The following is a 20708-nucleotide window of genomic DNA, read 5'->3' as shown; positions in this document are numbered from 1 at the left end:
GTCTATGAAGAATGAAATGCTAGCTTTGATTCTTGCCGGCGGGCAAGGAACTCGTCTTGGAAAGCTCACACAGAGTATCGCAAAACCTGCGGTACAGTTTGGCGGCCGCTATCGTATTATTGACTTCGCCTTGTCTAACTGTGCCAACTCCGGTATTCATAATGTCGGTGTCATTACTCAATACCAACCACTAGCTCTGAACAGTCATATCGGAAATGGTTCTAGCTGGGGGCTCGATGGTATTAACTCAGGCGTGTCCATTCTTCAGCCTTATTCTGCGAGCGAAGGGAATCGTTGGTTTGAAGGTACCAGTCATGCGATTTATCAAAATATTGACTATATCGACAGTATCAATCCTGAGTATGTCCTGATTTTGTCTGGGGACCATATCTACAAGATGGACTATGATGACATGCTTCAATCTCACAAGGACAACAATGCCAGCTTGACAGTAGCCGTTCTGGATGTGCCTCTCAAAGAAGCCAGCCGTTTCGGTATCATGAATACAGATGCTAATAATCGGATTGTTGAATTTGAAGAAAAACCAGAAAATCCTAAGTCAACCAAGGCTTCTATGGGGATTTATATCTTTGACTGGCAACGTCTGCGTAATATGCTGGTAGCTGCTGAAAAGAGTAATGTGGATATGTCTGACTTTGGTAAGAATGTTATCCCTAACTATCTTGAATCTGGTGAAAGCGTTTATGCTTATGATTTTGAAGGCTATTGGAAAGACGTTGGTACAGTAGAGTCTCTCTGGGAAGCCAACATGGAATACATCAGCCCAGAAAATGCTCTGGATAGCCGCAATCGTCGCTGGAAAATTTATTCTCGCAACTTGATTTCTCCGCCAAACTTCATCAGTGAAAATTCCCACGTGGAAGACTCGCTGGTCGTTGATGGCTGTTTCGTTGACGGTACAGTAAAACACTCTATTCTTTCTACTGGTGCTCAGGTCAAAAAGGGTGCAGTCATTGAAGACTCTGTCATCATGAGTGGAGCTGTTATTGGCAAAGACGCTAAGATCAAGCGGGCTATTATCGGAGAAGGAGCCATCATTGCTGAAGGTGTAGAAATAGATGGCACAGAGGAAGTATTTGTTGTCGGATACAACGAGAAAGTGGGGGTACCAAAAGATGAAGATTGATAAATACTCAGCAATTTTAGGAAATACAGTCGGATTCCATGACATGTCAACTCTGACAAATCATCGTCCAGTAGCCAGCTTGCCATTCGGTGGGAAATACCGCTTGATTGACTTCCCGCTTTCAAGTCTTGCCAATGCTGGTATCCGCAGTGTCTTTGGTATCTTCCAGCAGGACAATATCAGCTCTGTCTTTGACCATATTCGTTCTGGTCGTGAGTGGGGTCTGTCTACCTTGCTCAGCCACTATTACCTAGGAATCTACAATACCCGTGTAGAAAGCTCTACAGTTGGTGAGGAATACTATAAGCAGCTTTTGACCTACCTTAAACGTTCTGGTTCTAACCAAACTGTTGCACTTAACTGCGATATCCTGGTTAATATTGACCTCAATCAAGTTTTCCATTTGCACAATACAACAGAACAGCCAATCACAGTTGTCTATAAGAAATTGCACAAGGAAAATATCTCGGATGTGAATGCTGTCCTAGATATTGACGAAACAGACCATGTCAGAGGGCATAAACTCTTTGATGGCCGAGAAGATGCTGAGCTCTTCAATATGTCTACAGACATCTTTGTAGTGGATACTCCTTGGCTAATTGAAAAGCTGGAAGAAGAAGCTAAGAAAGAGCATCCGCAAAAACTTCGCTATGTCCTGCGTGATTTAGCAACTCAGGAAGGGGCATTTGCCTACGAATATACAGGCTATCTGGCGAATATCTATTCTGTAGAGACCTACTACAGATCCAACATCGATATGCTTGAAAGTAAGAAATTCTACTCTCTCTTCAGTCCGAACCAAAAGATTTACACCAAGGTTAAGAATGAAGAGCCAACTTACTATGCTGAGTCTTCAAAAGTATCTCGCTCCCAGTTTGCGTCAGGAAGCATTGTGGAAGGTGAGGTCATCAATTCTGTAATTTCACGGAATACCAAGATTAAGACTGGAAGCAGTGTCAAACACAGTGTTCTCTTCCCTCGAGTGAAAGTTGGAGAAAATGCAACTGTTGAGTACGCGATTGTGGACAAGGGTGTTGAAATTGGCGAAGGAGTGGTGATTCGCGGAACTGCAGAAGACCCAATCGTAGTCAAGAAGGGCCAAAAAGTTACAGAGGACATAATTCGATGAAGATTTTATTTGTAGCAGCAGAAGGAGCCCCATTTTCTAAGACGGGTGGTTTGGGAGACGTTATCGGCGCTCTCCCCAAATCACTGGTCAAGGCTGGCCATGAAGTTGGTGTCATTCTGCCTTACTATGACATGACCCATGCCAAATTTGGCGACCAGGTGGAAGATCTTTTCTACTTTGAAGTCAGTGTTGGCTGGCGTCGCCAATACGTTGGGGTCAAGCGACTGGTCTTGAACGGCGTGTCTTTCTATTTTATTGACAATCAGCATTATTTCTTCCGCGGCCATGTTTACGGGGATTTTGATGATGGTGAGCGCTTTGCTTACTTCCAGTTAGCAGCCGTAGAGCTGATGGAGCGGATTGATTTCGTTCCGGATGTTCTGCATGTTCACGATTATCATACAGCTATGATTCCTTTCTTGGTTAAGGAAAAATACCATTGGATTCAAGCATATCAGAATATCAAAACTGTCTTGACCATCCATAATCTGGAATTCCAAGGCCAATTCCCTGACAGCATGCTTTGGGAACTGTTTGGAGTGGGCTATGAGCGCTATGCAGACGGAACCCTGCGTTGGAATGACTGTCTTAACTGGATGAAGGCTGGTATTCTCTATGCGGACCGAGTGACGACTGTATCACCAAGCTATGCGGGTGAAATCCGTACACCAGAATTTGGCTGCAATTTGGATCAAATCCTGCGGATGGAGTCCGGTAAGCTGGTCGGAATTGTCAACGGTATTGATACAGATATATATAATCCAGAAACGGATCCGCTATTAGCTCATCACTTTGACAAATCTGACTTATCTGGTAAACTAGAAAATAAGCGGGCTTTGCAAGAGCGAGTTGGTCTGCCTGTGCGTGATGGTGTGCCGGTTGTTGGGATTGTTTCCCGTCTGACCCGTCAGAAAGGCTTTGATTTGGTAGTGGAAGAGCTGCATAATCTCCTCCAGGAAGATGTGCAGATTATCCTCTTGGGAACAGGCGATCCAGCTTTTGAGCAGGCTTTCGCTTGGTTTGGTCATGCCTATCCTAATAAGCTTTCAGCCAACATCCTCTTTGATGTGACCTTGGCTCAGGAGATTTACGCTGCCAGCGATATTTTCCTCATGCCAAGCCGTTTCGAACCTTGTGGCCTGTCACAAATGATGGCTATGCGCTACGGAACCCTGCCTTTGGTGCATGAAGTGGGCGGTCTGCGTGATACCGTCGAGCCTTACAATGCTTATACAGGACAGGGAACTGGCTTTAGCTTCAATAACTTTTCTGGCTACTGGCTGACTTGGACCTTCAAGGAAGCACTCAGGCTTTATGCCGATGACAAGGAAGCTTGGAAATCTCTGCAAGAGCAGGCGATGGAGAGAGACTTCTCTTGGGATACAGCCAGCAAGGCATACAGTGATTTATATCAATCACTCCTATAACATTTACTTTGGAATCAGTATAAGCAAATCCTCTCTTGCCCATTGGACAAGGGAGGATTTCCGTGAGAATTACATTTTTATATATTATCATACTGTGTTGGAGCTCTGTTTTTAGCTTGTGGCTGAAGTGAGCTATTCCCATCTTGATTGAAAAAAGTATTTCTACGTTTAAATCTGCTTCCCGCTATTAAGAAAGGGAGATAACCATCCACTATGGAACTAACAAAAGAACGTTTTATTCGAGATTTTAAGGATATTCTACATGAAAGACAGCTGATTAAGGTTGCCGATGCGACTTCAGTGGAGCTTTTTCAGGCTTTGGCCAGCACTGTCCGCAAGTATATCACGCCCCTTTGGCTGGAGCGCCGCAATCAGTTGATTGAGCAGCAGCAAAAGACAGCTTATTACTTTTCTATTGAGTTTCTTCCAGGGCGCATGCTGGAAACAAATCTGCTCAACTTAGGTATCCTCGATATGGTTAAGGAAGGCTTTGCCGATTTGGGCGTTGACTTTGAAGATGTTAAGAATGCTGAGTATGACATGGCCTTGGGGAATGGCGGTCTGGGCCGCTTGGCGGCTGCCTTTATGGACTCGCTGGCAACCACTGGCTATCCAGGATTTGGAAATGGGATTCGCTATCGCTATGGCCTCTTTAAGCAACGCATCGTAGATGGCTATCAGGTAGAAATTCCTGATGCTTGGTTTGGCAGTCTGGGCAATGTCTGGGAAACCCGTAAGGACCATGATATTGTTGATGTTAAAATCTTCGGAAATGTTTCCCTCCACGCCAATGAAAAGGGCCGGATTGTGCCTCTTTATGAGAATTCCAAAACCTTGCGTGCGGTGCCTTACGATGTGCCGCAGATTGGCTTTGGCAATGACAATGTCAACAATCTCCGTCTTTGGGATGTTGAAATTCCAGAAGAGTATGAACTGGACTATCCGACTATTGAAGCTCGTCGCCGGGTGCAAGACATCACTGCCATTCTCTATCCAGACGATTCTAGCTACGAAGGAAAAGAGCTACGCTTGATTCAGGAATACTTTATGACCAGTGCAGGTCTGCAGACCATTATCAAATCCTACCTCAAGCAAGGGCGTCCGCTCAAGGATATTCATGAGAAGGTCTCTGTCCATATCAACGATACCCACCCAGCTGTCGCACCGGCTGAGTTTATGCGTCTCTTGGTGGATGAGTACGATTTGGAATGGGCAGATGCTTGGAATGCTACAGTTAAAACCATGAGCTATACCAACCACACCATTTTGTCTGAAGCCTTGGAAAAATGGGATGCAGAGCTCTTTAAGAATGTCCTGCCGCGGGTTTATCAGATTATCCTAGAAATTGACAACCGCTATGTAGCTGAAATGGCTGGGCGTGGCCTTGATCCGCAAGTCATCGAAAACACTCGGATTGTCAAAGATAATCGAATCCACATGGCTCACTTGGCTATCATCGGTGGTCATTCAATCAATGGTGTTGCCAAACTCCACACCGAACTGCTCAAAGAAGACACCTTGCGTGATTTCTACAGCATTTATCCAGAGAAGTTTAATAACAAGACCAACGGGATTATCCAGCGCCGCTGGCTGCAAATTGCTGACCAGCCTCTGTCAGCTGAGATTGATAAACTAATTGGTAAGGGCTGGAGAAGTGATATTCATGAGCTGCGTAAGCTTTTGGAATTCAAGGACAATCAGCAAGTGCTGGGCGATTTCTACCGAGTGAAGCAAGAAGCCAAGGCTCGTCTGGCTGACTTCATCAAGGAATCAACAGGAGTGGAAGTCTCTACAGAAGCCATCTTTGATGTCCAGGTGAAACGCCTCCACGCCTACAAGCGTCAGCTGCTTAACCTGCTTCATATCATCAAGCTCTACTGGGACCTCAAGGACAATCCTAATAAGGATATGGTGCCACGCGTCTTTATCTTCGGTGCCAAGGCTGCTCCAGGCTACCACTTTGCCAAGTCGGTCATTAAGCTGATCAATGAAGTGGCTAATCTGGTCAACAAGGATGAAAGTCTGCAAGGTAAACTCAAGGTTGTTTTCCTAGAAAACTACCGGGTCAGCCTAGCTGAGCTCATCATTCCTGCGGCAGATGTATCAGAGCAGATTTCTCTGGCTTCCAAGGAGGCTTCTGGTACTTCCAACATGAAGTTCATGATGACAGGTGCCATTACTCTGGCTACATTGGACGGAGCCAATATCGAAATCAAGGACGAGGTCGGTGACGACAACATTGTTATTTTCGGGATGGACAAGGACCAAGTTTACGAGCACTATGCCCGCCATGATTATTACTCACGAGGTGTCTATGAAAGCAATCCAGATATTCGCCGAGTGGTCGATACCTTTGTCAACGGCACCATTCCAAACGTCCGTGAAGAAGGCTCTGAAATCTACGAAGCCCTCATCACCCACAATGACGAATACTTCCTCTTGGAAGACTTTCATGCCTATATAGAAGCTCAAGAGAAGATTGATGCTCTCTATCGTGACAAAGAAAAATGGGCCCGCATGAGCTTGATTAATATCGCTACATCTGATAAGTTTACCTCAGACGATACCATTGAGCAATATGCCAAGGAAATCTGGAACTTGGAGAAATAATACTCCTGAGAAAACATAAACAATAAGAGATTGGGGCCTGGGTCTCAGTCTCTTTTGCTATCAAACTACCATCTTGTCTAGAAATATGCTATAGTAGAGAAAGTATGAGAGTCCAATTTTTAGAAAAGCAGGGTAAGCAAGCATGAAAGACTACACGATTTTTTATCAACAATTAACGACTCCCTTTCGCAGTCGCCCTCAGTGGCTGAAAGGGCTGGTTTACTTCAATCGGGGAATGACCCTCTTCATACCTATTGTTTATGGCCTCGTTCTAATCAGCGCCTTTCTGACAGAAGGCTGGAAAGGGCTGCTTGCTTTTTTCTTCCTGCCAGCGATTGGATTTGGTCTGTTGTCAGCTATTCGTAAACGGCTGAATCAAGCACGCCCTTACGAGAAATGGGCTATTCAGCCCTTGCTGGCCAAGGATACATCAGGTAAATCCATGCCCAGCCGCCATGTCTTTTCGGCTACAGTGATTTCTATGTGCCTGCTCTACTTTTTCTGGCTGCCGGGGCTTATCTGCCTCTTGCTTTCAGCAGGGCTGGGCGTAGTGCGCGTGATTGGCGGAGTGCACTATCCAAAGGATGTACTGGTCGGCTATCTTTGCGGCATTTGCTGGGGAGCTTTACTTTTTTTATTATAAAGGAATTGCTTTCAGCAGATAGTAGACAAAGTGCCTATGCTATATTATAATGAAAGCAGTAACAACCGTTTCGACACCAAGGGGTATTCCTTGCTGGATGTAAAAAATATTTAAGGAGTCTACTATGTCAGAACCATTATTTCTACAGTCTGTGATGCAGGAGAAGATTTGGGGCGGAACCAAGCTGCGGGATGTCTTTGGCTATGAGATTCCCAGCGACCATGTAGGGGAATACTGGGCTATCTCGGCTCATCCCAATGGTGTGTCAACCGTCAAGAACGGGCGATTTGCCGGCCAGAAGTTAGATGTTCTCTATGCCAAGCACCGTGAGCTTTTTGGCAATCGCCCAGAGCCAGTCTTTCCGCTTTTGACCAAGATTTTAGATGCCAATGACTGGCTCAGTGTTCAGGTCCATCCTGATGATGCTTATGGACTAGAGCACGAAGGGGAGCTTGGTAAGACTGAATGCTGGTATGTCATTGCTGCAGACGAAGGAGCAGAGATTATCTATGGTCACAATGCTAGGAGCAAGGAAGAGCTGCGCCAGCAGATTGAGAGCAAGGACTGGGACCATCTTCTGACCAAAATCCCAGTCAAGGCTGGTGACTTCTTCTATGTACCAAGTGGCACCATGCATGCCATTGGATCGGGGATTCTGATTTTAGAAACTCAGCAGTCCAGTGACACGACCTACCGTGTCTATGACTTTGATCGTAAGGACGATGCTGGTAATCTTCGCGAGCTGCATTTGGAGCAGTCTATTGATGTTTTGACTATCGGTGAGCCAGCCAATAGCCGTCCTGTTACCATTCAGGCAGATAGTTTGACTTCAACTCTTTTGGTGGCCAATGACTTCTTTGCTGTTTACAAGTGGGATATCGCTGGTTCGGTCAATTTTAAAAAGACAGCAGACTATAGCTTGGTCAGTGTCTTGGAAGGTGTCGGTAAGCTAGAAGTTGGTGGGGCAGTTTATCCTCTTGAAAAAGGGGAGCATTTCATCCTGCCTAGCGATGTTACAGAATGGACCTTGTCTGGAGATTTGCAGCTGATTGTCAGCCATCCATAACTATAGGAAAATCAAGAGCAAATAATCACTTTGCTCTTTTTTCTTTAAAAAATATATGAAATAAGTGAAATTTTAATCACTTTCTTCTTATTTATATAGCAGAATAGTTTGTATATCAATAATAATTCAATTGTTTTGACAGGAAAATTTATAAATCAAAAGAATGAAACAAAAAACGCTTACAACGGTGGCAAAAGATTGACTATTTGATATTTTAGGAGTAAACTAAGGAAGTAAATTTTAAAATATAAAGGAGAAGTCATCATGAATTTAACATATTTAGGACTTTGTTTGGCCTGCTTGGGCGTATCAATTGCTGAAGGTATGATTATGAGTAATCTATTTAAGGCGGCAGCTCGTCAGCCAGAAATTATCGGTCAATTACGAAGCCTCCTAATCTTGGGAGTAGCCTTTGTTGAAGGTACTTTCTTTGTAACGCTGGCTATGTCCTTTGTTATCAAATAAGAAAGGATTCTCTTTAGAAAAGGGGGTGTCATCTGTTGGAAGAAAGTATTAATCCAACTATCAATATAGGTCCTGTGACCTTTGATTTGACCCTGCTGGCCATGACTCTGCTGACGGTGTTTGTAACTTTTGGACTTGTTTATTGGGCAAGTCGAAAGATGACGATTAAGCCGTCAAGAAAGCAGAATGCTTTGGAATATATCTATGACTTTGTCATAGATTTTACCAAGGGAAACGTTGGCGAGCATTATATGAAGAATTACTCGCTTTTTCTATTCTCCCTCTTTCTTTTCGTTGCTGTGGCAAATAACTTGGGGTTAATGGCTAAGGTTCAGACAACCAATGGTTTCAATCTCTGGACATCGCCGACAGCCAATCTCGCTTTTGACCTAGGCTTCTCTCTTTTAGTGACGGTATTCTGTCATGTAGAAGGAATCCGTCGTCAAGGTATAAAAGGATATCTGAAAGGTTTTGTGACTCCAGGTATCATGACACCCATGAATATCTTGGAAGAATTTACCAATTTTGCTTCGCTAGCCTTGCGGATTTATGGGAATATTTTTGCAGGTGAAGTATTGGCTGGTTTGCTCTTGACTTGGGCACATCAAGCAGCGTATTGGTATCCAATTGCCTTTATTATGAACATGGTTTGGACTGGTTTTTCCATCTTCATTTCCTGTATCCAAGCCTATGTTTTTACCATGCTAACATCTATGTATCTTGGTAAAAAGATTAATGGTGAGGTAGAATAAAAAGAAAGGATAGATAAAATGAATATAACCGTAGGTGAAATTATTGGCAACTTTATCTTTATTGCCGGCTCCTTTCTTCTTTTAGTATTTCTCATTAAGAAGTTTGCTTGGGGCAATATTATCGGGATTTTAGATCAGCGTGCTCAAAAGATTTCAGACGATATTGATGGTGCAGAAGCTGCCCGTAAGAAAGCTGAAGACTTGGCGCAAAAGCGTGAGGACGCTCTGGCAGGCAGTCGGGTCGAAGCAGTTTCTATCGTTGAGACAGCTAAGGAGACAGCTGAAAAGAACAAGGCTGGAATCCTAGCTAATGCGGCAGAAGAAGCAGGGCGTTTGAAAGCTAAAGCCAATCAGGAAATTGCCCAAAACAAGGCAGAGGCTATGAGCAGCATCAAAGGAGAAGTAGCCGACTTGACAGTAACTCTGGCTAGTAAGATTTTGAGTCAGGAGCTGGATAAGGAAGCTCAGAGCGAGCTCATTGACCGCTATATCAAACAGTTAGGAGATGCCTGATGGATAAGAAGCAATATGCAATCATTGAGAAATATGCTTTGCCTTTTGTTCAGACGGTCTTTGAAAAAGGTCAGCAAGAAGATGTTTTTGAAAAACTGAGTCAGATTAAGGCTGTTTTCGCGGAGACCGGCCTTGCTGACTTTTTGTCACATATCGGCATCAGTGACCACGAGAAAGAAAAGAGTCTGCGGCTCTTTCAAAACTCAGGCTCCCAGCTGCTTGATAATCTGATTGAAATCGTCATTCTCAATCATCGTGAGGACCTCTTTTATGAGATTGTGCTGGAGAGTCAGCACCAGCTTGAAAAGATCAGCAATGAGTTTGAAGTGACGCTGCGCTCTGTTGAGCCTTTGACAGTCAGTCAGAAGGAGAAGATTCGACCGATTATTGAGCAGAAGATGGGCCTAAAAGTCCGCTCGCTCAAGGAAGAATTGGACAGCAGCTTGATTGGCGGTTTTGTCATCTCTGCCAATAACAAAACAATTGATGCAAGCATAAAACGTCAATTGCAAGTCGTAAAAGAAAAATTGAAATAGAAAGTGGTGTGAATTTTGGCGATTAACGCACAAGAAATCAGCGCTTTAATTAAGCAACAAATTGAAAATTTCCAGCCAAATTTTGACGTCACAGAAACAGGGGTCGTCACTTATATTGGTGATGGAATCGCGCGTGCTCATGGTCTGGATAAGGCTATGAGCGGAGAGCTCTTAATCTTTGAAAATGGCTCTTATGGTATGGCGCAAAATCTAGAGTCGACCGATGTTGGGATTATCATCTTGGGAGACTTTACAGACATTCGTGAGGGAGATACCATTCGTCGGACTGGTAAAATCATGGAAGTTCCTGTGGGCGAGGCCTTGATTGGGCGGGTTGTTGATCCGCTGGGTCGTCCTGTTGATGGACTTGGTGACATTGTCACGGACAAGACACGTCCGGTTGAAACGCCGGCTCCGGGTGTCATGCAGCGTAAGTCAGTATCTGAGCCTTTGCAGACAGGTCTCAAGGCAATTGATGCCTTGGTTCCGATTGGCCGTGGCCAGCGGGAGCTGATTATCGGGGACCGTCAGACTGGGAAGACGACTATTGCCATTGATGCCATCCTGAACCAGAAAGGTCAGGATATGATTTGTATCTATGTGGCCATTGGTCAGAAAGAATCCACAGTCCGTACGCAGGTAGAAACGCTGCGTCAGTATGGTGCTTTGGACTATACGATTGTCGTGACAGCCTCTGCTTCACAGCCGTCCCCCTTGCTTTTCCTAGCGCCTTATGCTGGTGTAGCGATGGCAGAAGAGTTCATGTATAATGGCAAGCATGTTTTGATTGTCTATGATGACTTGTCTAAGCAGGCGGTGGCCTATCGTGAACTGTCCCTCTTGCTCCGTCGTCCGCCAGGCCGTGAGGCCTTTCCAGGAGATGTTTTCTATCTACATAGCCGTCTCTTGGAACGTTCAGCCAAGGTTTCTGATGAGCTGGGCGGTGGTTCAATTACAGCTCTGCCATTTATTGAAACGCAGGCAGGAGATATTTCGGCCTATATCGCGACCAACGTGATTTCAATCACTGACGGACAAATTTTCCTCAGCGACAGCCTGTTCAATGCTGGGGTACGTCCAGCCATTGATGCAGGTTCTTCTGTATCACGGGTTGGGGGCTCTGCCCAAATCAAAGCTATGAAGAAAGTAGCTGGAACCCTGCGTATCGACCTAGCTTCTTATCGGGAGCTTGAGGCCTTTACTAAGTTTGGTAGTGATTTGGATGCGGCAACGCAGGCCAAGCTCAATCGTGGCCGCAGGACTGTTGAAGTCTTGAAACAGCCGATTCATGAGCCGCTGCCGGTTGAAAAGCAGGTCGTGATTCTCTATGCTTTGACCCATGGTTTCTTAGACAGTGTGCCAGTAGATGATATTTTGCGCTTTGAGTCAGAATTATTTGCCTACTTTGATGCACATCAAGAAAGCATTTATGAAACCATTCGGACAACGAAAGACCTTCCAAGTGAGGAAGTCTTGGATGCTGCCATTACTGAGTTTATTGACCAGTCTAGCTTCAAATAAGGATCGAGGTGTCAGATGGCAGTTTCATTAAATGATATTAAAAATAAAATTGCATCCACGAAAAACACCAGTCAAATCACCAATGCCATGCAGATGGTTTCTGCTGCCAAGCTGGGAAAATCTGAGGAGGCAGCTAAGAACTTTCAGGTCTATGCCCAGAAAGTGCGTAAGTTAGTTACGGATATGCTACATGGCCACGAGGCAGAAAATGCCCGTCATCACTCGATGTTAATCAGTCGGCCAGTTAAGAAATCAGCCTATATCGTCATTACTTCTGACCGCGGTCTGGTAGGCGGTTATAACGCAACCATTCTCAAGGCTTTGATGGAGCTGAAAGCTGAGTACCATCCGACTGGAGAGGACTTTGAAGTCATCTGTATCGGAAGTGTTGGTGCTGATTTCTTCCGAGCTCGGGGGATTCAGCCAGTTTATGAACTGCGTGGTCTAGCCGACCAGCCTAGCTTTGATGAGGTCCGTAAAATCATTAGCAAGACCATTGAGATGTATCAGAATGAGCTCTTTGATGAGCTCTATGTCTGCTATAACCACCATGTCAACAGTCTGACCAGTCAGATGCGGGTGGAGCAGATGCTGCCAATCATTGACTTGGATCCCAATGAAGCTGATGAAGATTATACGCTGAATCTGGAACTGGAGTCCAGTCGGGATTCTATCTTGGATCAACTGCTGCCCCAGTTTGCAGAGAGCATGATTTACGGTGCCATTATTGATGCTAAGACGGCTGAGAATGCTGCCGGTATGACTGCTATGCAGACAGCAACAGACAATGCTAAAAAGGTCATCAGTGATTTGACTATTCAGTATAACCGCGCTCGGCAAGCTGCCATTACGCAGGAAATTACTGAAATCGTGGCGGGTGCAAGTGCCCTAGAATAAGGCCACAAATGAATTAGAAATTAAACGAGGGAAAAAACATGAGCTCAGGCAAAATTGCTCAGGTTATCGGGCCGGTCGTAGACGTTGCGTTTGCTGCCGGAGACAAACTACCTGAGATAAATAATGCACTTGTAGTCTATAAAAATGATGAGAAAAAATCAAAAATCGTCCTTGAAGTAGCTCTTGAGCTTGGTGACGGTGTGGTGCGGACCATTGCCATGGAGTCGACCGATGGTTTGACACGTGGTTTAGAGGTCTTGGATACTGGTCGTCCGATTTCTGTGCCGGTCGGCAAGGAAACTCTGGGCCGGGTCTTTAATGTCCTAGGAGACACTATCGACTTGGATGCGCCTTTTGCAGAAGATGCAGAGCGCCAGCCGATTCATAAAAAGGCACCGACCTTTGATGAACTATCAACCTCATCAGAAATCTTGGAAACAGGGATCAAGGTTATCGACCTTCTGGCACCTTATCTGAAAGGTGGGAAAGTTGGCCTCTTTGGTGGTGCCGGAGTAGGGAAGACTGTCCTGATTCAGGAATTGATCCACAACATTGCCCAAGAGCATGGAGGGATTTCTGTCTTCACAGGTGTTGGTGAACGGACGCGTGAAGGGAATGACCTCTACTGGGAAATGAAAGAGTCTGGCGTTATCGAAAAGACCGCTATGGTCTTTGGTCAGATGAATGAACCGCCAGGAGCTCGGATGCGGGTTGCTCTTACCGGACTGACTATCGCGGAATATTTCCGTGATGTGGAAGGTCAGGACGTGCTGCTCTTTATTGACAACATCTTCCGCTTTACGCAGGCTGGTTCGGAAGTGTCTGCCCTTTTGGGCCGCATGCCGTCAGCCGTTGGTTACCAACCAACACTTGCAACAGAAATGGGACAGTTACAAGAACGGATTACCTCAACCAAGAAAGGTTCCGTTACTTCCATCCAAGCTATCTATGTTCCAGCCGATGACTATACTGACCCAGCACCAGCGACAGCTTTTGCTCACTTGGACTCTACGACCAACCTAGAACGGAAATTGGTTCAGCTGGGAATTTATCCTGCCGTGGATCCACTCGCTTCCAGCTCTCGTGCCCTTTCACCAGAGATTGTCGGAGAAGAGCACTATGCAGTGGCAGCAGAGGTTAAGCGGGTCTTGCAACGTTATCATGAATTGCAGGACATCATTGCTATCCTTGGTATGGACGAGTTGTCTGACGATGAGAAGACACTGGTAGCACGTGCGCGGCGGATTCAGTTCTTCCTATCACAGAACTTCAATGTGGCGGAGCAATTTACCGGCCAGCCAGGTTCCTATGTGCCAGTAGCTGAAACGGTTCGTGGCTTCAAGGAAATCCTAGAAGGTAAACACGATAAGCTGCCAGAAGATGCCTTCCGTGGTGTGGGCTCCATCGAGGATGTATTGGCCAAGGCTGAGAAAATGGGATTCTAAGAGGTGAATGATGGCTCAAATGACAGTACAAATCGTGACACCGGATGGTCTTATTTATGATCACCATGCTGCATTTGTTTCCGTAAAGACCATTGAGGGTGAGCTGGGGATTTTGCCCCGCCACATCAATACCATCGCTGTTTTAGAAGTGGATCAGGTTAAGGTGCGCCGGGTTGATGATGACAAGCATATCGACTGGATTGCGGTTAATGGCGGAATCATTGAAATTGCAGATAATGTCATTACCATTGTGGCGGACTCAGCTGAGCGTGAGCGAGATATCGACATTAGTCGGGCTGAGCGGGCTAAGCTCCGAGCTGAGCAAGAAATCGAAGAAGCACATGATAAGCATTTGATTGACCAAGAACGCCGGGCTAAGATTGCCCTGCAACGGGCGATCAACCGGATCAATGTCGGAACAAGATTATAAGAAGCCATTTTGCCTAGATTGATGGAAGTAGTTCATCATCTGGTAATATGCTTTCATGAATACAAACTGAATACGCAAAACTGAGGCAGAACTGTCTCAGTTTTCTTTTCCAAAGAAAAAGGGGGGACTATTTAGTTCGTCCCTGACTGGAGTCTTGTGGTATAATAAAAGTTATGGTAGAAGTTGTTTTTAAATTATGCAGTCATTTGCTCTTTATTTTCTTTGCCTTTCATCTGCTGTCAACGGTTGTTGAGTGGGAGAGATTTTTCAAGGTTAATGCCGATAATGCGATGAAAATTCGCTTTTTGATTCTCTTGTTCAGTATTGCCTTGGGATATTTAGTCAGCCTGTTCTTCATCGGTATTTACGATATGAGCCGGGCGATTTTTAACGGTACTTTATAAGGTCATATTTTTGATTTTATGGTATGATAGTATGGATGATTTTAAAAATTTAGAGTAAGGAACCGGTATGGAAAAAATTATTATTCAAGGTGGAGATAATCGCTTGGTCGGAAAGGTCAAGATTGAAGGAGCAAAAAATGCGGTCCTGCCTCTCTTGGCAGCGACAGTCTTGGCTAGCGAGGGTCAGTCTGTTTTGAAAAATGTTCCGGTCTTGTCTGATGTCTTTACCATGAACAATGTGGTCCGCGGTTTAAACACTCAGGTGGATTTTAATCAGGAAGAAAATACAGTTGTTGTGGATGCCACCCAGCCCTTGTCTGAGGAGGCACCTTACAAATACGTCAGCAAAATGCGAGCGTCTATCGTTGTTTTGGGGCCAGTTCTAGCTCGTAATGGTCATGCCAAGGTTTCCATGCCAGGCGGCTGTACGATTGGCAGTCGGCCCATTGACTTGCACCTGAAGGGCTTAGAAGCCATGGGCGCTCAGATTACCCAAACAGCGGGTTATATCGAAGCGAAGGCAGAGCGACTCAAGGGTGCCCACATTTACATGGACTTTCCTAGTGTGGGAGCAACGCAAAATATCATGATGGCTGCGACGCTGGCTCAAGGTATGACAGTGATTGAAAATGCTGCTCGGGAGCCTGAAATCGTTGACCTAGCCCTCTTTTTAAATGAAATGGGAGCCAAGGTCAGAGGAGCAGGTACTGAGACTCTGACGATTGTCGGAGTGGACCAGCTGCGCGGGGCTAAGCATAATGTGGTTCAAGACCGTATCGAAGCAGGAACTTTTATGGTTGCTGCAGCTATGACCAGTGGTGACTTGCTGATTGAGGATGCCATTTGGGAGCACAACCGTCCCCTGCTTTCTAAAATGCAGGAAATGGGAGTGGAAGTGACAGAGGAAGATGAAGGGATTCGGATTCGTTCCGATGTTTCGAAACTTAGACCGGTTGCGGTCAAGACCCTTCCTTATCCAGGTTTCCCAACGGACATGCAGGCTCAGTTTACGGCTCTCATGGCTATGGCCAAGGGCGAGTCTACGATGATTGAGACTGTCTTTGAGAACCGCTTCCAGCATCTAGAGGAAATGCGTCGGATGGGGCTGCAATCTGATATCATGCGTGACACAGCTCGTATCTGGGGCGGCAGCAGTCTTCAGGGGGCTGAAGTCATGTCAACAGACCTTCGGGCCAGTGCGACTTTGATTTTGATGGGCTTGATTGCTGAAGGCGAGACTAAGGTCAGCAAGCTTGTACACTTAGACCGAGGCTACTATAAATTCCATGAGAAATTGGCAGCCTTGGGAGCCAAAGTGAAGCGTGTAAAGGAAGAAGACGATGAGTGAAAATCTTAAATATTTAGGCCGGCAGATTGGCCTTGTTCTGTTGGTTCTCCTGGTAGCCGTGATTCTCTTTTTCGTGTCTCTGATGATTGGCTATAACATTATCGGAAACGGTAAGGGCTCAGTTTTTTCACCAGAAACCTGGCAAGAATTAATCGGGAAGTTTACTGGAAACTAGCTCCTAGTCGAACAGACTGGCTGAAATGAATCCAGTTTGCTAAGTTGAAAGAAAGAAGATGAAAAGAAAGACTAGTCAGAAAAGGAATTCTAAGAGCCTGCAAGGCTGGGCTGGGCTGACTCTGGCCTTGATTTTGGCGCTGGCTGGCTATTTCTGGGGACAGGATGGTCAGCAGCCACTTCAGAGTCCAAATTCAGAAATAAGAGTTGGGCAAGTTCAAGATCAGGGCACCCCTAGTCGGGAACTGGCTGAGAGCGTTCTGACGGATGCTGTCCGAGCTCAACTCAAAGGCAGCATTGAATGGAATGGAGCTGGCGCCTTTATTGTGAATGGAAATAAGACAGACTTGGATGCGGGGATTTCTAGTAAGCCCTACGCTGACAATAAGACCAAGCTTGTACAAGGGCAAACCCTTCCGACAGTAGCGAATGCCTTTTTATCCAAGTCTACCCGCCAGTACAAAAAACGGGAAGAAACTGGAAATGCCAACACTTCATGGGTACCGGCAGGCTGGCATCAACTCAAGAACCTCCCTGGTGAGTACAATCATGCTGTGGACAGAGGACATCTCTTGGCCTATTCGCTGATTGGTGGTTTGAAGGGCTTTGATGCTTCTACTAGCAATCCTGCCAATATCGCTGTGCAGACGGCCTGGTCCAACCAAGCCAATGAAGCGGATTCGACAGGGCAGAATTATTATGAGACAAAGATCCGTAAGGCTTTGGATAAGAACAAGCGAGTGCGCTACCGGGTAACCTTGATTTATGCCACGGAGACTGATTTAGTACCGGTTGGGTCACATTTAGAGGCCAAGTCCAGCGATGGCAGTTTAGAATTTAATGTCTTTATCCCGAATGTGCAAAAAGGGATTCGCCTGGACTATAATAGTGGCAGGGTCAGTCTGGATACGGGTTCTTAATTTTATACTCAAAAATGATTTTGCAAAGAGTATTCAATAGTATGAAAAGAAATGGTTGCAGATTTGTAGTCATTTTCTTTTATAATAATAGATAGAAAGAAGGCTAATTTTTCAGTCTTCTTTAAGAAAGCGGTGATAAAATCAACGTTCTCTTACAATCTAGTAAAGGAGGTTGCGATGGGACTTATTTTTAAAAGCATCCGGTTCCTCATGCGTCTGATTGGGCGCGTGGTTTGGGGACTTGCCTGGTCCTTTGTCCTGAGCTTTATGGTTATTGTCGGAATTTTCTATTTTACCACTTCGACAGAGCCAGGCACCGAGGGACTGACGCAGGCTGTTCAGACAGCTGTTGGCAGAGTGGATCAATTTTTAAATCACCAAGGCATTTCCACGGGGCTTCACAGCAGTGAGGAGACGCAGACGGATCAGCTGACAGATGAGCATGCAACAACAGGGGCTCGTTGGGAACAGCCAAGCGCCACGATTTATATCGATACAAACAATGAAACCTTCCGTTCAGCCTATAAGGAGGCTATTGATTCTTGGAATCAAACAGGTGCCTTCACCTTTCAAATCATCAATGACAAAGACAAGGCGGACATTGTTGCGACGGAGATGAACGATGGTAACGTCAGTGCAGCTGGTGAAGCTGAGTCACAGACCAATCTCCTAACCAAGCGGTTTACCCATGTCACGGTTCGCCTTAATAGTTACTACCTGCTGGACAGTCGCTATGCCTATTCTCATGAGCGGATTGTCAATACAGCAGCGCATGAATTGGGCCATGCTATCGGATTAGACCATAATGAGGAGGAATCAGTGATGCAGTCAGCAGGCTCATTTTACAGTATCCAGCCGACAGATATCCAGGCTGTAAAAGACTTGTATCAATCGTAAGCCTATGTTAAAATCTATTTTTTACTTGATTCGACACTTTCCAGAGCAAGTTTTTCTCTTTGTTTTTAACTCAGGAATCTTTGTCTGGCTATGGAAAAGCGGCAATGAGATTGCCAACCAGCTAGGAGTGACAGCGGCTTGGGAAAATCATGTTCCGGCGCCCATTCAGGTCTTCTTCGGCCAGAATATTGAGGCAGTTCAGGGATTTTTTCACAATTCCGCCTTTATGTGGCTAGTCGGGTCCATGATTATCCTTCTGGTTATTCGTCTGATCAAGGGAATGATTAAATTTGTTGTCTTTGTAGTTCTGATTCTGCTGGGAATTTATCTGATTTTGCAGAATCAATCTATTCTCAATAGTTTTATGTAAGGCAGTCAGCTATGACTGTCTTTTTTCTTTTGGGGAGCTGAGTTCGCTTTCTCTTGAATTCTGATAGCTGTGCTTCTGGAAATTTGCTATAATGGTCTTATGATTATTTTACAAGCAAGCAAGATTGAGCGCTCTTTTGCAGGGGAGCTTCTTTTTGACAATATTAACCTGCAAGTGGATGAGGGTGATCGGATTGCCCTCGTTGGTAAAAATGGAGCTGGGAAGTCAACCCTGCTCAAGATTTTGGTGGGCGAGGAAGAGCCTACGTCTGGTCAGATCAATAAAAAACGAGACCTGTCCTTGTCCTATCTGGCTCAGGACAGCCGCTTTGAGTCGGAGAATACTATCTACGACGAGATGCTGCTGGTCTTTGATAGTCTGCGTCAGCAAGAGAAGCGCTTGCGGCAGATGGAGCTGCAAATGGGAGAATTGTCAGGGGAAGATCTGACTGCTCTCATGACCCAGTATGACGAGCTTTCAGAGGATTTTCGCCAGAAAGGTGGTTTTACCTACGAGGCCGATATTCGAGCTATTTTGAATGGCTTCAAGTTTGACCAGTCCATGTGGCAGATGAAGATTTCTGAACTGTCAGGCGGTCAGAATACCCGTCTGGCTCTGGCTAAGATGCTTTTGGAAAAGCCAGAACTGCTGGTACTGGACGAGCCGACCAACCACTTGGATATCGAGACCATTGCCTGGCTGGAGACTTACTTAATCAACTACAGCGGTGCCCTGATCATCGTCAGCCACGACCGCTATTTCCTAGACAAGGTTGCGACCATCACGCTGGACTTGACCAAGCATTCCTTGGATCGCTATGTGGGCAATTACTCTACTTTCGTGGTCCAAAAGGAGCAAAAGCTGGCCACTGAAGCCAAGAACTATGAAAAGCAACAGAAAGAAATCGCTGCGCTGGAGGACTTTGTCAATCGCAATCTGGTTCGGGCTTCCACAACCAAGCGGGCTCAGTCCCGTCGTAAGCAGCTGGAAAAGATGGAGCGTTTGGACAAGCCGGAGACCGGCAGCCGCTCGGCTAATATGACCTTCAAATCTGATAAAGTTTCGGGCAATGTTGTTCTGACCCTGGAAGATGCGGCTATTGGCTATGGCGAGGAAGTCCTATCGGAGCCAATTAACCTCGATATTCGCAAGTTTAATGCGGTAGCTATTGTCGGGCCAAATGGGATTGGAAAGACGACTCTGATTAAATCACTAATCGGGCAAGTGCCCTTCATCAGAGGCAAGGAGCAGCTGGGGGCTAATGTGGAAGTGGGCTACTATGACCAGACCCAGAGTAAACTGACTCCCAGCAATACGGTTCTCGATGAGCTATGGAATGACTTCAAGCTGACGCCAGAGGTCGAGATTCGCAGTCGCTTAGGCGCTTTCCTCTTCTCGGGAGACGATGTCAAGAAGTCTGTCGGCATGCTATCAGGTGGAGAGCGGGCGCGGCTACTTCTAGCCAAGCTGTCTATGGAAAACAACAACTTCCTCATTCTGGACGAGCCGACCAACCATCTGGACATTGACAGCAAGGAAGTGCTGGAAAATGCTCTGATTGACTTTGACGGCACCTTGCTCTTTGTCAGCCATGACCGTTACTTTATCAATCGTGTGGCCACCCAGATCATCGAGCTTTCTGAAACAGGCTCCACCCTTTATCTGGGTGATTATGACTACTATCTGGAGAAAAAGGCAGAGCAGGAAGCCTTGTGTGAGGAGACGGAGCAGTCCAGTCCTGACAAGCCAGCACCTGCCAATGACTATCAGCTTCAAAAGGAAAACCAGAAAGAACAGCGCCGGCTGGCCCGCCGCCTAGAGCAATTGGAAGCACAAATCGAGGACTTGGACATTCAGATCAGTCAGCTTCAGGAAGCCATGCAGGCTACTAATGACGCCGCCGAACTCATGGAGAGCCAGCAGCAAATCGACCAGCTGACTGCCGCCCAAGAAGAAGCCATGCTAGAATGGGAAGATTTGGCGGAGAAGGTGTAGGAGTAGAAAGGAATAGATA

The 20708-nt window shown here is 45.8% G+C and carries 21 protein-coding genes; all 21 read left to right on the top strand.

What is annotated here, in order from left to right:
- The first annotated feature begins 4 nt into the window (after positions 1-4).
- The 21 genes from FOC72_RS06465 to FOC72_RS06365 all read left to right on the top strand — a co-directional run bounded on the left by FOC72_RS06465 (position 5) and on the right by FOC72_RS06365 (position 20689).
- Positions 5-1147, top strand: coding sequence for a glucose-1-phosphate adenylyltransferase (locus tag FOC72_RS06465; protein WP_002896013.1), 1143 nt, complete (start codon positions 5-7; stop codon positions 1145-1147).
- Positions 1137-2276 (top strand): glucose-1-phosphate adenylyltransferase subunit GlgD, encoded by a 1140-nt coding sequence (glgD, locus tag FOC72_RS06460; RefSeq protein ID WP_002896012.1) that lies wholly within the window; start codon positions 1137-1139, stop codon positions 2274-2276. Before FOC72_RS06465 ends, glgD begins: the two co-directional genes overlap by 11 nt.
- A complete protein-coding gene (gene glgA / locus FOC72_RS06455) occupies positions 2273-3703 on the top strand; it encodes a glycogen synthase GlgA (RefSeq protein ID WP_002896011.1) in 1431 nt (476 codons plus the stop codon). The genes glgD and glgA overlap by 4 nt, the downstream gene beginning before the upstream one ends.
- Before the next feature lie 213 nt (positions 3704-3916).
- Entirely contained in the window at positions 3917-6313 is a 2397-nt protein-coding gene (locus tag FOC72_RS06450) for a glycogen/starch/alpha-glucan phosphorylase (RefSeq protein WP_002896010.1), read from the top strand.
- Between the two features lie 142 nt (positions 6314-6455).
- Entirely contained in the window at positions 6456-6956 is a 501-nt protein-coding gene (locus FOC72_RS06445; RefSeq protein ID WP_002896009.1) for a phosphatase PAP2 family protein, read from the top strand.
- A gap of 124 nt (positions 6957-7080) precedes the next feature.
- On the top strand, positions 7081-8022 hold the full coding sequence (manA, locus tag FOC72_RS06440; RefSeq protein WP_002896007.1) for a mannose-6-phosphate isomerase, class I: 942 nt from the start codon (positions 7081-7083) through the stop codon (positions 8020-8022).
- A gap of 264 nt (positions 8023-8286) precedes the next feature.
- Complete coding sequence (locus FOC72_RS06435; protein ID WP_002896005.1) at positions 8287-8487, top strand: F0F1 ATP synthase subunit C; 201 nt, start codon at positions 8287-8289, stop codon at positions 8485-8487.
- A 35-nt stretch (positions 8488-8522) separates the two neighbouring features.
- Positions 8523-9239, top strand: a complete 717-nt coding sequence (gene atpB / locus FOC72_RS06430; protein ID WP_002896002.1) for a F0F1 ATP synthase subunit A — start codon at positions 8523-8525, stop codon at positions 9237-9239.
- A gap of 18 nt (positions 9240-9257) precedes the next feature.
- A complete protein-coding gene (atpF, locus tag FOC72_RS06425; protein ID WP_002896001.1) occupies positions 9258-9752 on the top strand; it encodes a F0F1 ATP synthase subunit B in 495 nt (164 codons plus the stop codon).
- Entirely contained in the window at positions 9752-10288 is a 537-nt protein-coding gene (locus FOC72_RS06420) for a F0F1 ATP synthase subunit delta (RefSeq protein ID WP_002895998.1), read from the top strand. The genes atpF and FOC72_RS06420 overlap by 1 nt, the downstream gene beginning before the upstream one ends.
- Before the next feature lie 15 nt (positions 10289-10303).
- Positions 10304-11809, top strand: coding sequence for a F0F1 ATP synthase subunit alpha (gene atpA, locus FOC72_RS06415; RefSeq protein ID WP_002895997.1), 1506 nt, complete (start codon positions 10304-10306; stop codon positions 11807-11809).
- A 15-nt stretch (positions 11810-11824) separates the two neighbouring features.
- Complete coding sequence (locus tag FOC72_RS06410) at positions 11825-12706, top strand: F0F1 ATP synthase subunit gamma (RefSeq protein ID WP_002895995.1); 882 nt, start codon at positions 11825-11827, stop codon at positions 12704-12706.
- A gap of 38 nt (positions 12707-12744) precedes the next feature.
- Complete coding sequence (atpD, locus tag FOC72_RS06405) at positions 12745-14151, top strand: F0F1 ATP synthase subunit beta (RefSeq protein ID WP_002895993.1); 1407 nt, start codon at positions 12745-12747, stop codon at positions 14149-14151.
- Between the two features lie 7 nt (positions 14152-14158).
- Entirely contained in the window at positions 14159-14581 is a 423-nt protein-coding gene (locus FOC72_RS06400) for a F0F1 ATP synthase subunit epsilon (RefSeq protein ID WP_002895991.1), read from the top strand.
- A 173-nt stretch (positions 14582-14754) separates the two neighbouring features.
- Complete coding sequence (locus FOC72_RS06395; RefSeq protein WP_002895990.1) at positions 14755-14985, top strand: DUF1146 family protein; 231 nt, start codon at positions 14755-14757, stop codon at positions 14983-14985.
- Between the two features lie 67 nt (positions 14986-15052).
- Positions 15053-16333: a UDP-N-acetylglucosamine 1-carboxyvinyltransferase gene (gene murA / locus FOC72_RS06390; protein WP_002895989.1), complete on the top strand. Its 1281-nt coding sequence runs from the start codon at positions 15053-15055 to the stop codon at positions 16331-16333.
- On the top strand, positions 16326-16508 hold the full coding sequence (locus FOC72_RS06385) for a DNA-directed RNA polymerase subunit beta (RefSeq protein WP_002895988.1): 183 nt from the start codon (positions 16326-16328) through the stop codon (positions 16506-16508). The genes murA and FOC72_RS06385 overlap by 8 nt, the downstream gene beginning before the upstream one ends.
- A 58-nt stretch (positions 16509-16566) precedes the next feature.
- The gene (locus tag FOC72_RS06380; protein WP_002895987.1) at positions 16567-17427 is read left to right on the top strand and encodes a DNA/RNA non-specific endonuclease; all 861 of its coding nucleotides are present in this window, start codon (positions 16567-16569) and stop codon (positions 17425-17427) included.
- A gap of 177 nt (positions 17428-17604) precedes the next feature.
- Complete coding sequence (locus FOC72_RS06375) at positions 17605-18324, top strand: matrixin family metalloprotease (RefSeq protein ID WP_032914204.1); 720 nt, start codon at positions 17605-17607, stop codon at positions 18322-18324.
- A gap of 4 nt (positions 18325-18328) precedes the next feature.
- A complete protein-coding gene (locus FOC72_RS06370; RefSeq protein ID WP_002895985.1) occupies positions 18329-18694 on the top strand; it encodes a hypothetical protein in 366 nt (121 codons plus the stop codon).
- Between the two features lie 99 nt (positions 18695-18793).
- A complete protein-coding gene (locus tag FOC72_RS06365; protein ID WP_032914202.1) occupies positions 18794-20689 on the top strand; it encodes an ABC-F family ATP-binding cassette domain-containing protein in 1896 nt (631 codons plus the stop codon).
- Positions 20690-20708 lie beyond the last annotated feature (19 nt).

It is taken from the genome of Streptococcus sanguinis, assembly GCF_013343115.1.
Taxonomy (GTDB): Bacteria; Bacillota; Bacilli; order Lactobacillales; family Streptococcaceae; genus Streptococcus; species Streptococcus sanguinis_H.
Note: the sequence above shows the minus strand (reverse complement) of the source record. Positions and strands in the feature narration are given on the sequence as shown.

Coding starts and splice junctions, on each gene's coding strand:
- FOC72_RS06370 (WP_002895985.1), top strand. CDS start 18,329: ATGTTAAAATCTATTTTTTACTTGATTCGACACTTTCCAGAGCAAGTT.
- FOC72_RS06465 (WP_002896013.1), top strand. CDS start 5: ATGAAGAATGAAATGCTAGCTTTGATTCTTGCCGGCGGGCAAGGAACT.
- manA (WP_002896007.1), top strand. CDS start 7,081: ATGTCAGAACCATTATTTCTACAGTCTGTGATGCAGGAGAAGATTTGG.
- glgA (WP_002896011.1), top strand. CDS start 2,273: ATGAAGATTTTATTTGTAGCAGCAGAAGGAGCCCCATTTTCTAAGACG.
- FOC72_RS06450 (WP_002896010.1), top strand. CDS start 3,917: ATGGAACTAACAAAAGAACGTTTTATTCGAGATTTTAAGGATATTCTA.
- murA (WP_002895989.1), top strand. CDS start 15,053: ATGGAAAAAATTATTATTCAAGGTGGAGATAATCGCTTGGTCGGAAAG.
- atpF (WP_002896001.1), top strand. CDS start 9,258: ATGAATATAACCGTAGGTGAAATTATTGGCAACTTTATCTTTATTGCC.
- FOC72_RS06365 (WP_032914202.1), top strand. CDS start 18,794: ATGATTATTTTACAAGCAAGCAAGATTGAGCGCTCTTTTGCAGGGGAG.
- FOC72_RS06445 (WP_002896009.1), top strand. CDS start 6,456: ATGAAAGACTACACGATTTTTTATCAACAATTAACGACTCCCTTTCGC.
- atpD (WP_002895993.1), top strand. CDS start 12,745: ATGAGCTCAGGCAAAATTGCTCAGGTTATCGGGCCGGTCGTAGACGTT.
- FOC72_RS06385 (WP_002895988.1), top strand. CDS start 16,326: ATGAGTGAAAATCTTAAATATTTAGGCCGGCAGATTGGCCTTGTTCTG.
- glgD (WP_002896012.1), top strand. CDS start 1,137: ATGAAGATTGATAAATACTCAGCAATTTTAGGAAATACAGTCGGATTC.
- FOC72_RS06435 (WP_002896005.1), top strand. CDS start 8,287: ATGAATTTAACATATTTAGGACTTTGTTTGGCCTGCTTGGGCGTATCA.
- FOC72_RS06420 (WP_002895998.1), top strand. CDS start 9,752: ATGGATAAGAAGCAATATGCAATCATTGAGAAATATGCTTTGCCTTTT.
- FOC72_RS06375 (WP_032914204.1), top strand. CDS start 17,605: ATGGGACTTATTTTTAAAAGCATCCGGTTCCTCATGCGTCTGATTGGG.
- FOC72_RS06380 (WP_002895987.1), top strand. CDS start 16,567: ATGAAAAGAAAGACTAGTCAGAAAAGGAATTCTAAGAGCCTGCAAGGC.
- FOC72_RS06410 (WP_002895995.1), top strand. CDS start 11,825: ATGGCAGTTTCATTAAATGATATTAAAAATAAAATTGCATCCACGAAA.
- FOC72_RS06395 (WP_002895990.1), top strand. CDS start 14,755: ATGGTAGAAGTTGTTTTTAAATTATGCAGTCATTTGCTCTTTATTTTC.
- FOC72_RS06400 (WP_002895991.1), top strand. CDS start 14,159: ATGATGGCTCAAATGACAGTACAAATCGTGACACCGGATGGTCTTATT.